The sequence below is a fragment of the Dinghuibacter sp. genome (genome assembly GCF_035492835.1).
GTDB lineage: Bacteria > Bacteroidota > Bacteroidia > Chitinophagales > Chitinophagaceae > Dinghuibacter.
The window spans coordinates 1-14,581 of sequence record NZ_DATJIY010000135.1 but is presented as its reverse complement, the minus strand read 5'-3'; the positions used below and the strand labels follow the sequence as shown (position 1 = coordinate 14,581).

The 14,581-nt window shown below is 59.5% G+C and carries 9 protein-coding genes; 5 read left to right on the top strand and 4 right to left on the bottom strand.

Annotation, left to right across the window (positions count from 1 at the left end):
* The 3 genes from VL547_RS12580 to VL547_RS12570 form a co-directional block, all read right to left on the bottom strand.
* A partial coding sequence (locus tag VL547_RS12580) for a zinc ribbon domain-containing protein (RefSeq protein ID WP_325578237.1) occupies positions 1 to 722 on the bottom strand: 722 nt, incomplete at its 3' end.
* Between the two features lie 16 nt (positions 723 to 738).
* Positions 739 to 1,836: a Nif3-like dinuclear metal center hexameric protein gene (locus tag VL547_RS12575; protein WP_325578235.1), complete on the bottom strand. Its 1,098-nt coding sequence runs from the start codon at positions 1,834 to 1,836 to the stop codon at positions 739 to 741.
* Positions 1,837 to 1,844: 8 nt separating this feature from the next.
* Entirely contained in the window at positions 1,845 to 4,358 is a 2,514-nt protein-coding gene (locus tag VL547_RS12570) for a hypothetical protein (RefSeq protein ID WP_325578234.1), read from the bottom strand.
* A gap of 95 nt (positions 4,359 to 4,453) precedes the next feature.
* Between VL547_RS12570 and VL547_RS12565 the strand changes: the two genes are divergently transcribed.
* The 4 genes from VL547_RS12565 to VL547_RS12550 all read left to right on the top strand — a co-directional run bounded on the left by VL547_RS12565 (position 4,454) and on the right by VL547_RS12550 (position 12,426).
* Complete coding sequence (locus VL547_RS12565; RefSeq protein ID WP_325578233.1) at positions 4,454 to 5,950, top strand: carboxypeptidase M32; 1,497 nt, start codon at positions 4,454 to 4,456, stop codon at positions 5,948 to 5,950.
* A 189-nt stretch (positions 5,951 to 6,139) separates the two neighbouring features.
* Positions 6,140 to 10,954: a PKD domain-containing protein gene (locus tag VL547_RS12560; protein WP_325578231.1), complete on the top strand. Its 4,815-nt coding sequence runs from the start codon at positions 6,140 to 6,142 to the stop codon at positions 10,952 to 10,954.
* A 10-nt stretch (positions 10,955 to 10,964) separates the two neighbouring features.
* Positions 10,965 to 11,969, top strand: a complete 1,005-nt coding sequence (locus VL547_RS12555) for a PorP/SprF family type IX secretion system membrane protein (RefSeq protein ID WP_325578229.1) — start codon at positions 10,965 to 10,967, stop codon at positions 11,967 to 11,969.
* Positions 11,970 to 12,156: 187 nt separating this feature from the next.
* On the top strand, positions 12,157 to 12,426 hold the full coding sequence (locus VL547_RS12550) for a T9SS type A sorting domain-containing protein (RefSeq protein WP_325578227.1): 270 nt from the start codon (positions 12,157 to 12,159) through the stop codon (positions 12,424 to 12,426).
* A 2-nt stretch (positions 12,427 to 12,428) separates the two neighbouring features.
* Here the strand turns inward: VL547_RS12550 and VL547_RS12545 are convergent, their stop codons facing one another.
* A complete protein-coding gene (locus tag VL547_RS12545) occupies positions 12,429 to 13,601 on the bottom strand; it encodes a class I SAM-dependent rRNA methyltransferase (protein ID WP_325578225.1) in 1,173 nt (390 codons plus the stop codon).
* A gap of 35 nt (positions 13,602 to 13,636) precedes the next feature.
* Between VL547_RS12545 and VL547_RS12540 the strand changes: the two genes are divergently transcribed.
* A complete protein-coding gene (locus VL547_RS12540) occupies positions 13,637 to 14,464 on the top strand; it encodes a YwqG family protein (protein ID WP_325578223.1) in 828 nt (275 codons plus the stop codon).
* Positions 14,465 to 14,581: the final 117 nt, after the last annotated feature.

Genomic DNA, 14,581 nt, shown 5'->3' with positions numbered 1-14,581 from the left:
TCCACCAGGATGCGTCCGCAGTTCTCGCAAACGATGATTTTTTTGCGCTGCTTGATGTCGCTCTGGCGCTGGGGGGGGATGGCATTGAAACAACCGCCGCAGGCATCGCGGACGATGGGCACGACGGCCAGACCGTTGCGGTAGTTCTTGCGGATGCGATCGAAACTGGCCAGCAGGCGCTCGTCGACCTTTGCGCGGGCCTCGTTGTCCAGTTTACGGTAGTGGCTTTCTTCCTTTTCGGTCTCGCCGATGATCTTTTCCAGCTCGCCCTTTTTGCCTTGCAGGACGGTCTCCTTGTTGGAGACAGCCTTCTTGGCGGATTCGAGGTGACGGGCCTTTTCGGTGATCTCTTCGCCGGCGTCCTTGATGTGCTTTTCGGCCAGCTTGACCTCGAGCGTCTGCATCTCGATTTCTTTGTTGACGGCCTCGAATTCGCGGTTATTCTTGACGTTGGTGCTTTGCTTCTCGTATTTCTTGATCAGGGCTTCGGCCTCCTTGATGATCTCCTTTTTAGAGTTGACGAACTCCTGGATCCCGTTGATTTCCTCTTCCACACGGCGCTTGCGGGCGTGCAACCCCTGGATCTCGTCCTCCAGGTCGCTTACTTCCATGGGGAGCTCCCCTTTCAGTACCTGGATCTCGTCGAGTTTGCTCTCTACCTTTTGAACGGTCAAGAGGGAGGTCAGTTTTTCTTCTACAGAGAAATCTTTAACCGTAGCCATATTGATTATTAACGATTTATAAATAATACCGGACCGGGTTAGTCCGGACCTTCGAGACGAAGAGCGCAAAGGTACGGAATTTTTCGCTCAAAATGTCATGGATAAGACCAGGGGTAAACTGCTCGCTTTCAAAGTGTCCGATGTCCGCCAGGACGATCCGCCCCTCCGCCCCGAAAAAGTCGTGGTATTTCAGGTCGGCGGTCACCAGCCAGTCCGCCCCCGCGCCCAGGGCGCTCCCCGTCAAAAAACCCCCGGCGCCCCCACAAACCGCCACCCTGCGGACTTCCCGGCTCAGCAGGGGGGAGTGCCTGACGACGCTCAGAAGGAAGGTTTCTTTCAGCGCGCGCAGGAAGGTCTCCTCCGGCAGGGGCTCCGGGAGCGTTCCGATCCAGCCCATGCCCACATCCTGGTAGGCGTTATCCAGCGTAACTACGTCGTAGGCAACCTCCTCATAAGGGTGCGCCGCGCGCATGGCTTTTAACACGCCACCCTCCAGGCGACCCGGGAAAATGACCTCCACCCGCACCTCCGGTTCCTGGTGGAACTCCCCTACCGACCCGATATAGGGGTTGGCGCCCTCACCCGCCTGGTAGGTCCCCGTACCCGGGCTGTTGAAGCTACACGCCGAGTATTTGCCGATGTGTCCGGCGCCCGCGGCAAAAAGCGCCGTCCGTACGGCGTATACGTGCGCCACCGGCACGAATACAAAAAGTTTTTTCAACAACCCTTTTTTAGCCTCCAGGGGTTCCACCCCGAGTAGCCCCAGGGCGGAAGCGATCCGGCTGTTCATCCCGCCCCGGACGTTGTCCAGGTTCGTATGGATCGCATAGATCGTGATGTCGTTACGGATGGCTGCCAGTACGGCGCGCTCCACATAGGTCCTGCCTGTGATGCGTTTGAGGCCCTTGAAGATGATGGGGTGATACGTCACCACCAGGTTGCAACCCAGCGTCACCGCCTCCCCGATTACCTCTTCAGTGGCGTCGAGGGTGCAGAGTACCCCGGAACAAGGCCGGTTGGCGTCCCCCACCAACAGACCCGCGTTGTCGAAGTCCTCCTGGTAGACCGGGGGTGCCACCCCCTCCAGGACGTCGATGATGTCTTGTATCCGCATGCTGCAAACTACGGATTTTTGGCGGCGCCGCTCCCCGGAGACGCAACCGCGCCGCTCCCCGTGGCGTCCACGACGCGCTCGAAGTGCAACAGCTTCCCATCCTCGTCGATGCCTTCCACCACGATGCGGACGTGTTTGCATTCGTCGTTGTTATAAAACCGTACCGGCACCGTATGGCTCGTTCCCGAGGTGAACAGGAAGGGAGACCAGGCCAGCGTCGTCCGGTAGTCGGGATAGGCGCCCGTACTGTCGTGGTTGGTATACACGGGGCTGTAGAACGTCCGGATCGGGGCGTAACCCAGCAGCGTCAGACGCTTCAGCCCCGGCATATTTACGGTCTCGTCGCCGCCGCGGCGGGTATAGATCGCTATGGCCCCGTAGGGTCCGCCACCCGTCGCTCCGAAGAACGGTGGCGGGAACACCTTAACATAGGCAATGTCGGTGACGGGGATTTCTTCCAACATGTTGATGTCGGTATTCACTTCATCTACGAAAAAAGCGGGGGTGCCACCGCGGTAACGCGCGGAGCTATTGGGGTAAGCGCCCGAGACGATCAGACCCGGCACCCGGCCCTGGAGGAAGGTCAGGATATCTATATAACTGGAGGCGAAATGGTCGTTGACCAGGTCGAAATTGTGGCTGTCGCCACCGGCGAACATGCCGCTCGTATAGCGCGCGTCCATTTCTTCCAAAGGCGTTTTCTTATGCCCCTTGATGACGATCTCCTGGAGCTCTTTGGCGCGCTGCAGCCGCCGGAGACCGGCGAGCAGGTCGGCCTCCCGGTTGCCCTTGCCGACGAACGCGGTGTCGCGTTCCCCTTCCGGAAACACGGCGCCCAGGAGCTGTTCCCTGCTGATCGGGAAATTGGGCGTCGGGTCCATACGGAGCTGGACGTTTTCACCGGCCCATCCCTTTTTGTTGACCTGGTAATATACCTGGGCGGTATCGAAAAAAACGAGTCCATCCAGGGTGAAGTTCCCCGCGGAATCCAGCTGGGTGATCATGAGCTTTTTTGTCGAATCGTTCCCCCGCAGGAACATGGTGAGCAGGGTATTGGTTACCGCTTTTTTACCGGACTCGGTGCGGGCCTGCCCGTGGAAGCTGAGGTAGTTCTTGTCGGTGTATTTTATGACGGGTAGCCGGCCCGCCTCCAGCGCCCGCCAGTCGAACCTGCGCCAGCCGTGCGTGCGCATGACCAGGTCGAGCAGGGCCTGTGTACTGTCGGCGTCGTCCCTGAAATAAAAACCGGGGTTGTAGATGTTGCCCTTCAGGTCGCTTTCCAACAGCAAGCCGGTCAGGATATTCCGCCGGTTCGGTTCGGGCGTAAGCACGTCGGCGTCGGTAACCGATACCGACATATAGCCCGTTGTGGTGTCGTCGAAGTGCAGGTTCCAGGCGTTGTATCCCCTGGCCCCAAGGTTCAGCGTATCCAGCGTAAGGGTCGCCGCGCGGCGGATGTCCGAGGGCCGGATAAAGACTACGCGTTCGGCCAGGGGCTCGCCATCCGGTGCAAAAAGCGTAAGGGTCACGATACCGGGCACGAATTTATCGGTGGGTATGAATCCGCTGATCTCCGGGTTGTCCGCCGACAAGGTCGTCTTGGCCCTGAAGACCAGGGTCCCGTACAGGCTGGCGACGACCTGGAGCGGTTGTCCCAGGTAGCGGCTCAGCGTATCCGCGCGCAGCAGGAAACCGATGCCGCGGGCGGTGGTCCGGGTGTTCAGGACGACGCCGTCCGGTCGCGGAACGGGAAGCGGTAACCGCTGTTGGCCGAGGGGTGTTTGCACCACCGCCGTGTAGGTCCGGCCTTTGACCGGCGTGAGCTGGAGTAGCCCCATCCCGTCGTGCATCGTGGTAAAATCCGTGACGACGGTATCCAGGTCGTCCACCACACGCCCGCTTACGGCCACGGGCAGGCCGCGCTGGTCGGTCGCGCGGAAAGCCACCACGCCCTGGACGTTGGTGACCTCGTCCCCGCCTTCCGGCAGGAACTGGACGTCCACGCCCGGGGCCGGCGCCGGCTCGACCGGGGATGAGGCCGCCGCCGCGACATCCCTCTTTTTAGGAGTCCTTCCCTTTTCGGGCGTCACCGTCGCAGCGTATACCGGAATGGCCTGGTGATAGAAAAAATCCGGATCGGAATTACTCATCCAGTCCGACCAGGCGCGGAGGGTGTACAACCCCTGGGTCAGCGAGTCGGAAAGCTCGATATCGCCCAGCGATAATTTACTCATCAAAACCGGGAAGTACTTTTGGACGATCCGGTTCCCGGCTGCGTTGAACAACTCCACGTGCATACCGGTGCTGGAGCCGCCGGGGAAACCGCCGGAGCTGAAATAGGCTTTGAACCAAACGGTATCCCCCGCCATATAGCGGTCTTTGTCGAGGTGCAGGTACAGCCTCTCCTGAGGGAAACTGTCCGAAAGGGTCTTTAGAATGCTTTCCACGCCCGGTTTTTGCTGGGCGTTTGACCGGGAGAGGCCGGCAATGGCAAACAGAACGAAGAGGTAGGCTTTCCTCATGGGAAATGGCAGTTGGTTGCTTTGGTTGAAAGTACGAAGAAGAAATTGCATTTATACCGGGAACGTTGCCGGGTCCCGGTGTACATTTGACGCCTATGGAACAGACCTACGCGGCTTACGTCGACAAAATGCAACAGGTGGCCGATCTGCGTTACAGCGCGGCCGTATTGCAATGGGACCAGGAAACCTATATGCCCCCCAGGGGAGAGGACGCCAGGGCGCGCCAGCTGGCTACGCTGAGCGAGCTTTCGCACCGGCATTTTACGGCGGGGGATATGGGCGCGCTGCTTCGCGGGCTGACCGGCGCCACCCTTGACAACCGCCAGGGCCGTAACGTCTCCCGAAGCCTGGAGGACTACGAACGGGAAGAAAAGCTCCCGTCCGACTTCGTACGCCGCCTGTCCGAAACCGTCAGCGGCGCATTCCAGTCCTGGATGGCCGCCAGGAAAGCCAACAATTTTTCGGTACTGGCGCCCACGCTCGATAAGCTCGTCTCCCTGAAACGTCAGGAGGCCGACCTCAAGGGATACGAAGGGCATCCCTATAACGCGTTGCTCAACGATTTTGAACGGGGCGCGACCGTCGCCTGGCTGGACGGCCTCTTTGGGGATCTCATCCCGCCCTTGAAGACGCTGCTCGACCGGACCCAGGCCGCACCCCAGGTGAAGAGCGCCTTTCTCCACGGGCACTTTCCCAAGGACCGCCAGTGGGCGTGGGGGCTGGACCTGCTGGGCCGGATGGGGCTCGACATGACGGCCGCCCGCCAGGACCTGAGCGAGCATCCCTTTACCACCAACTTCTCCGCCACGGACGTCCGGGTGACTACGCGCATCAGCGAGTCCGATTTTACCAGCATGACCTGGAGCTGTATCCATGAAGGGGGGCACGCCCTCTATGAACAGGGACTGCCCGTGAGCGAGTACGGGCTGCCCCTGGGCGAACCCTGCTCCCTGTCGATACACGAGTCCCAAAGCCGGCTGTGGGAAAACAACCTCGGCCGCAGCGAATCTTTTTGGACAGGATTATGGCCCGTTTTACAATCGTATTTTCCGAACACCTTCGGCAGTATAACTACGCGGGACTTTTACGAAGGCATCAACCGCGTCGAGCCCTCCCTGATACGTACCGAATCGGACGAGCTCACTTATCACTTCCATATCGTCATCCGGTATGAGCTGGAAAAAGCGCTGATCGACGGCAGCCTGACCACCCGGGACATCCCGGGCTACTGGGCGGACGCCTATCGTAAGTACCTGGGCGTTACCGTTCCCGATGACCGGCAGGGTTGTTTGCAGGACGTCCACTGGAGTCACGGCAGCTTTGGCTATTTCCCCACTTATACGCTGGGCAGCCTGTACGCGGCCCAGTTGTTCGAAGCCTGCACCGGATCGCTGCCGGGCGTAGAATTACGAACCCGTAAAGGCGACTATGGCCCGATACTGGGTTGGCTGCGCGAAAAAATCCATAGCCAGGGGCGATATTACGACAGCGAAAATTTGTGCCGGCAAGCCACCGGCGCGGGTTTGGACCCAGTCGTCTTCCTGCGGTACGTAGGGGCGAAGTACACGGATATCTACAAACTGATGGCCTGAAAATTGCATATATTCCTATTTCGAATCGTATATTAGCAGTCTGAAAACTCTTATCCTTTTTTAAAGCATATTTCCCGTTTTTGATCCGTCCCTACCATGCTTGTCTCCTAAGCTACAGTAGGCCGTGTGCAGTCCAGGATATTAAGTATTCCTGTACTCTCTATGCACGTATTCGATCTGTTTATTCCTATGAGGCGACCCCGGCGATGGGGGATCCTACCTTTGCTGCTCCTGTTGGCGATCCCACGGGTGGACGCCCAATTGCACGCAGCCTTTAGCGCGAGCCCGCCAAACGGTTGCTCTCCGCTGCTGGTGCAATTCACCGATCAATCGCAAGGGAACCCGGTTTCCTGGCGATGGGAGCTTGGCAACGGCAACCGATCCTCCATCGCCAACCCGGCCGCGACCTACTTCACCCCTGGCGCGTACACGGTCACCCTGGTGGTAACCGACGCCGCAGGGAATGTGGATTCCGTTACGAAGACGCAATACATCAACGTTTACCCCGTCCCGGTAGCGGCTTTTGGTGCGCGTGACACCACGGGGTGCCTGCCGCTGGCAACCGCGTTTACCGACAGCTCCACCGTCGCTCAGGGCTCCCTCGTCCAATGGAAATGGGACTTTGGGGACGGTATCACGGCCTCCACCGAAAACCCGCAACATACCTATACCGCCTCCGGACGCTTTAACGTCACGCTGCAGGTCACCAGCAACTACGGCTGTGCCGCCACCACGACCAAGGTCAACTACATCGACGTGCCCGCGCCGGTCCAGGCCGCCTTTGGCGCCGGCGCGACGGCGAGCTGCAAGCCGCCGGATACCGTCGTCTTTGCCAATACCAGTAGTGGTCCGGGCCCATTGTCGTATGCCTGGTCCTTCGGGGATGGCTTAGCCTCCTTAGACGCATCGCCAACCCATATATACAGTCAGCCCGGGTTATACACGGTCTCGCTTACGGCGACCAGCCCGATGGGCTGCATCAATACCCTGACGCGCACCTCCTACATTTCAGTTGGTCAGAACGTCGCGACGTTCACCACCAGCGCACCCACCGCCTGCACCAAAAGCCCCGTCGTGTTCCAGAATACGACCGGTCTGCACGCGGACAGCATCCTCTGGCGCTTCGGGGACGGCCAGGTGTCGCGCCTGGCGGGCCCGGGCCACACCTACGGACAACCCGGGACCTATTCCGTAACGCTGGTCGTGTACGCCGGGGCCTGCACCGATTCCACCACCCGCCCGCTGGTGGTGGGCGTGGTACCCAACGGAGCCTTTACGGCAGACAAAACCAATGGCTGCAACACCCCCTTCCCGGTGCAATTCAACACCGATTCGTCAGGTATCCTGTCGTATGCCTGGGACTTCGGGGACGGCCAGACGTCTACCGTGCAAAATCCGGCGCACACCTACACCCACCGCGGCATCTATACTGTACGCCTGATCCTTACGGGCGCCGGCGGCTGTGCGGATACCGTCGTCAAACCGAACTACATCACGATAGCCTCGCCGACGATCACCCTGACGGGCGTACCCGCGTCCGGGTGTCTGCCCTTTACCCTGAGCCCGGGCGCACAGGTAAGCACGAGCGACCCGGTGACGGGGTACCTGTGGACCTTTGGGGACGGCGTGACATCCGCCCTGCAAACGCCCTCTCATACCTATACCGCCCAGGGCACCTACGCGGTAAGCCTCACCATCACGACCGCCAGCGGTTGCACCGCCACCGTGACCGACTCCCCCGCGGTACAGGTGGGTACCAAACCCGCGGCGGCATTCGTAGCGACACCCACCAACAGTTGTGTAGGCACATCGATCCAGTTCACCGACCAGACGCCAAACCCCGTGGACCAGTGGCGCTGGTATTTCTACGGCAGCCAGACCGTCGGGTCCACCAGCCGTAATCCGCTCTACGCCTATGGGGATACGGGTACCTACACCGTAATGCTGGTGGCGGGGAACAATGGCTGCCTCGACACCGCGATACGACCGCTCTATATCCATATCGCGCCACCGGTGGCGCGTTTTTCCGCGCCCATCGATTGCAGCCAGCGGATGACGCGTGTCTTCACCGACCAGAGCGAGGCCGCCACCTCCTGGACCTGGAATTTTGGCGACGGCAGTACCAGCAACAACCAAAACCCAACGCACACCTATGCCAGCCCGGGGACCTACACCGTAACGCTCCAGGTGACCAACGGGACCTGTACCGAAACGTCCAGGGCCCAGGTGAAGATCATCATGGCCGATCCCAGCTTCCAGGCTTCGGTCGCAGCTTCCTGCAAGGGCGCCCCGGTCCGCTTCACCTGTGCCGCGCTGGATACGACGACCGTCAAACAGCTCGTCTGGACCTTTGGGGACGGGACCACACAAACCACGGGCACCGTCCGTTCGGTCAGCCACGTGTATCCCCGGCCCGGTTCCTACACCGTCAGCGTAAAGGTGACCGACCTGAACGGTTGCGATACCAGCTATACCGCCCCGTTACCCCTGCCCGTCAACGGTCCGACGGCCGCGTTTACCCCGTCCCCCACCGCGGTCTGCGCGGGTTCGCCGGTTACCTTCAACGACCAATCGGTCACCGACGGGATACACCCGATCCTGAGCCATATCTGGTCGTTTGGAGACGGGGTGGTGGACTCCACGCTGACGATACCCTATCAGCATATTTACGGTTCCGGCGGGTCGATGCCGGCCGTGCTGACCATCCGGGACGCCAGCGGTTGCGCCGATTCGACGCGGCAAAACGTACTGGTCTCAAAACCACAGGCGGGCTTTAGCGTCTCCGACACGGTGATATGCGTGAATAAGACGCTCTACTTCGACAACCAGTCAACCGGCGGCGTCTCACCTATTACCTACACGTGGTACTTTGGCGACGGGATCGTCGCCAGCGCCACGAACCCCGGTTTTGCTCCATCCCACGTATACACCCGGCCCGGGTTGGACACCGTCACCCTTAGTATAAAAGACGCGCTGGGCTGCACCGACTCCCTGGTGCGTCCGGATTATATCGACGTCCAGATCCCCAAAGCCGCCTTTACGCTCCCACAGCACGTCAGCTCGTGTCCGCCGCTGGAGGCGCAATTCACCAACCAGTCGGCCTATTATTCGGTCGTGCACTGGGACTTCGGCGACGGGAACACGTCCACTGACGTCAACCCGGTACACTTCTATTCTTATCCGGGAACCTATATCATCACCCTTATCGTAACCGGGGTGAGCGGGTGTACCGATCAGGCTACCGACACCGTCATCGTCCACGGACCGACGGGTACCTTTACGTATAGCCCGGCGACGGGGTGCGACAGCCTGGTCACCCATTTTTCAGTGGCCTCGGACAGCTCGGTCAATTATGTGTGGGACTATGGGGACGGGGAGACCCTGTCCGGTCCGCAGAACAGTACAACGCACACCTATCCCGATACCGGCACCTACATACCCCGCATCATCCTGATCAACATCGACCACTGCCAGGTCCCGGTCACCGGCCAGAACCCAATCCACGTCTACCGGGCCTATGCCGGTCTGGGGCTGAGCGGCTCGGGCGGGTGCGGCTCCGCGTCGGTACAGTTCAGGGACTCCTCGACCTCCAACGATGCGGTCGGCGGCTGGTTCTGGGATTTCGGGGACGGCGTCACCTCCGGCCTGCAAAACCCTTCCCACACCTATACGCAACCGGGGAACTATACCCTGACCCACGCGGTGGTCACGCTGAACGGTTGTACCGACACCATCCGGTGGCGCGATACGATCCATGTCTTTCAACCGCCTGCCATCCAGCTCCCGCCGGACACCTCGGCCTGCGTACCGGTTACGCTGTCGTTCAGTGCCTCGGTCCTCGTGGGCGATTCGCTGCGTTGGTATTGGAACCTGGGCAACGGACAGAAGGCGACGACGCCCGTCCCACCCCCCGGCGCCTACACCCAGGCAGGCGTATACAACGTCACCGCCCAGGTCGTGGACGCACACGGTTGCACCGACAGCGCGGCCGAGGTCGTAACCATCCATCCGTTGCCCGCCACCAGCGGGGGTGGCAACTATATCCTCTGCCAGGGTACACCCATCACGCTGCAGGGCAGCGGTGCGGATCGATATGTCTGGAGTCCTGCCCAATACCTGAGCTGTACCCAATGCGCCGCACCGCAGGCCAATCCGCCCGGGGACGCCGAATTTTTTGTCACGGGGTATACGGTGTACGGCTGTTCTGCGCCGGACAGCGCCTATGTCCACGTCGTCCATCCACCCAAGGTCGTCACCAACGGCGACACCACCGTTTGCCTCGGAGGCTATTACCGGTTGCACGCCAGCGGCGCCGACTACTATAGCTGGTCGCCGTCCGTAGGGCTGACCGACCCGTCTTCACCAGACCCCGTCGCCACTCCGCCCGCCACCACGACCTACACCGTGGCCGGCAGCGACAGCGCCCATTGTTTTGCCATCGATAAAAGCGTAACCATCAACGTGAATCCGATCCCCACGGTCGACGCGGGTCCGGACGTCACGGCGTCGGCGGGTGTACCCTTTCCCCTCCATATCACCTATTCTCCGGACGTGGTGTCCTGGCAGTGGACCCCGCCAAACGGGCTGAGTTGCGATAGCTGCCCCGATCCCAGCGCCAGCCCCACGGGCAATACGTTTTATACCATCACCGTCCGGAACGAAGACGGCTGTACCGCCCAGGACACGATGACCGTTTTCGTGACCTGCGGGGGTGGGAACGTATTCATTCCGAATACCTTTTCCCCTAACGGCGACGGCATGAACGACGTCTTTTATCCGAGGGGCAAGGGCGTGGCCCAGGTCAAGTCCTTCCGGGTCTTCAACCGCTGGGGGCAACTGGTGTTCGAGCGGTACAATTTCAACGTCAACGACCGGTCTTCCGGTTGGGATGGCTCCGTCGGCGGGCAAAAGCTGCCGCCGGACGTATTCGTGTATATCTGCGAAGTCGTGTGTGAAAATAACCAGGTATTGCTGTTCAAAGGGGATGTGACCCTGTTACGATAAAACATTGTTTATGAAGCAAATTTACACTTGTATCCTTGTCCTTATCGCATTCTCCGCGCGCGCCCAGGACGTCCACTTCTCGCAATTCTACGAGGCGCAGCTCTATCAGAACCCCGCGCTCGCCGGCCTTTATAAAGGGGACGTCCACCTCCAGGCAATGTTCCGCGACCAATGGACAAGCATATCCACGCCCTTCCAGACCGGTTATCTCAGCGGGGAATACAAGCTGCCCGTCGGCCGGCAAGACGATTTCCTGACCATCGGCGGACAGATCATGTACGACAAAGCGGGTACAGCCTCCCTGACCACGACCGTCCTCGAACCCGCCCTGGCCTATCAGAAGTCCCTGAACAGCGACCGGGAAATGTACCTCAGCGTGGGTTTTACGGGAGGACTTACCCAACGGCGGTTCGACCGGAGCCAGATCACCACCGATAACCAGTATGATAACCCGGGTGGGTACGACGGGGAAAACCTGTCCAATACGAATATCTCCTACCTGGATGGCTCGGCCGGTATCGCCTTTACGACCGCCCTCGATGGCGACAACCAAAACCACCTCTATCTCGGTGTTTCATACGGCCATTTCAACAAACCTCATTCGTCGTTCTATAACGACCAAACCGTTGAACTTCAACCCAAATGGATATGTTCGGCGGGTATGAAAATGTACGTCTCCGACGAGACCTTTATGGAGCTCCACGCCGACTATATGCGGCAAGGGCCCTACCGGGAGACGATGTTTGGGGGGATTGGGTCCTATCAGTTCGGGGATCCGGACGACCCGGACGAGGTACTGGGCCTGGGGGCCTTTATCCGGTGGCAGAGCGATATAATCCCGGTGTTGCGGCTGAGCATGCGGACCTATACCGTCTCGCTGAGCTATGACGCCAACATCTCCGACCTGAAAACCGGTTCCCAGGGACGGGGGGGATTCGAATTGGGGCTGTCCTTCCTGGCCTTTACCCGGGCCAGCAACTCGACGCGGAACAGTACCATGTGCCCGGAATTTTAACGGGCAACGCCGGCTTCGAGCCCCGGAAATTTAAAATAATCAACATTTTGTGGAAAACCTCCGGAAAATATGTATCTTAGATTGTAATAAAGTACCCTAATATCCGTTGAGAAGCATTTTACTCATATCGCTATTCCTAATAGGAGCTGCCATAGCTCCCTGTCGCTCCTATGCACAGACGACACCCATGCCTAATCCGGATGAATCGGAGAAGGTGGTCAAGGTGTATCCCAGCCCAGCTGTTACCTACGTCAATTTTGAGTTTCAGAAGGAATACGACAAGGCCAACTCGCTTGTCATTTTTAATTTTATAGGCAAGAAGGTCTATGAAGCCCCCAGCATGCCCCAGAAATTAACGCTCAACGTGAGCGATTATTATAGGGGCACTTATATTTATCAGGTCCGGGATAGGACAGGGAATATTATCGATTCGGGGAAGTTCCTGGTAACTAAATAGTTTTACAGCACCTGCACCATCAGAAATTTCAGGTATTCCGTGTTTTCCATCCCCCAGATGATCGGGTGATCGGATGACTGCGCCCGGAAGGTTACCTGGCGCAGCTGTCGGCGGGCGTCCTTGGCAGCCAGCGCGATGATCTCCAGGAACAGGTTGGGTTGCACGAGGTTGGTACAGGATGACGTCACCAGGAATCCTCCCGGCCGGACGAGCTTCATCCCCCTCAGGTTGATTTCCTTGTAACCCGTGATCGCCTTTTGTATGTTTTCCCGGCTCTTGGTAAACGCGGGTGGGTCGAGCATGACGACGTCGTAGGACCGGTTCTCCTTTGACCAGGCCTTGAGGACGTCAAAGGCGTTCATGGCCTCGAAGGCGCAACGGTCCTGGAGCCCGTTCAATTCGGCGTTCCGACGGGCCTGGGCCACCGCGGTTTCGGAGATGTCCAGCCCCAGTACGTTTTTTGCGCCGTAGTGCGCCGCATGGACGCCAAAGGTCCCGGTATAACAAAACGCCTCGAGCACGTCCGCATCCTTTACAATGGCGCTGATCGCGCGGCGGTTGTCCTGCTGGTCGAGGAAATACCCCGTTTTCTGGCCGTGCTCGAGGTCAACGTGGAACTTCAGACCGTTCTCGCGGATGATGATCTGCGGGTCGAAGGCTGGCCCGATCGGCCCCTTGACCTGCTGCAACCCCTCGAGCTCGCGCACCGGCACGTCGTTCCGCTCATAGATGCCCTTGGGGTTGAAAATCCTGCGAAGCGCCTCGACGATCGCACCCTTCCACCGGTCCATCCCGAGGGCCAGCGTCTGCAGGACGAAGTAGTCGTTGAATTTATCGATGATCAGGGCCGGCAGGAAGTCCGCCTCCCCGAAAATGAGGCGGCAGTTTTCGGTATACCCGATGTGCTGCCGGTATTCCCAGGCCCTGGCTATCCTTTTATAGAAGAAATTATCGTCTATGACCTCCTTCGGATCGCGGGAAAGGATGCGCACCACGATCTGCGACTGGGGATTGATATAACCCGTACCGATGTATTTCCCGTCATGCGATTCCACCCGTACGATGTCCCCCGCACCGACCGCGCCTTCCGTCCCCTGCACCTCGTTGGCAAATACCCACGGGTGCCCGTTAGCGACGCGGGGGGCTATCTTCCGTTTTAGTGTAACCTTGGTCATAGCGCGCAAAGGTAAGAAATACCTACCTTCAGGACATGTCCACACCTTTTCAAAAGATCGAAGTCGCCCCAGGGATAACCCTTTCCGAGCCGCTGGCGGCGCATTGGGCCGCCATAGCCGGATCGCGGCGGCCGTTTATAAAGATCGATCCGACGCCCTCACCCAACCTTCCTTCTACCCGGAGCAGCTTCGGAAACCTGCCGCTGCTGCCAAAGGGCTTCGCCTACCCCGAAGACGCCGCGGGCAATCCCCTGTTCCCCCTGGCAACCATCAATTTCGCCGAGGTCCCTCCCCTGGAGCCCTTCCCGACATCCGGTTACCTGCAATTCTTTTGCACCGTCGCCAGCGACGACTATGGCTCCAACTACAATGACCTGTTCGACACCGCCGACTTCCGGGTATTGTATTTTACGCCTGACGAAGTCGCCAGTCCACAAACCCATTTCAACTTCCTGAACCCGATATTCGAACACCGTCGCGCGCCCATGCGCACCCCACACGCCCTTTCCTTCCAGCCGGCGGAAGGCTACATGGGCCCTGGCGAAATCGCCTTCGACGCCAACTACGCCTTCTCCGAAGAAATCTCCGATAAATATCCCGAGCTCGCCGACGAACTCGAACGCGAGCTCTGGAGGGTCTTCGCCCTTCCTGGCCATCGCCTCGGCGGCTACGCCTACTTCAACCAGGAAGACCCGCGATACGAATTCGAATACGACCCCTCCCTGATGTTGCTGCTGCAAATCGACCACAACCAGGGAAAACGCACCCACTGGAATTTCCACGGGACGGCCCAGTTCCTCATCGACCCCGCCGCCCTCGCGGCCCGTGACTTCTCTGCGGTAGCTTTCAATTGGGACGACTAGGTTGCTCTGCCCTTGGCCCTCGCGCAACCCGCTCGCGCCTGCCGCTGCCCCTTAGCCCGGTAGGAAGAATTGAGGGGTGGAGTGCCTCTTTTCCCCTGTTTTGCGAAACGTTTCGCA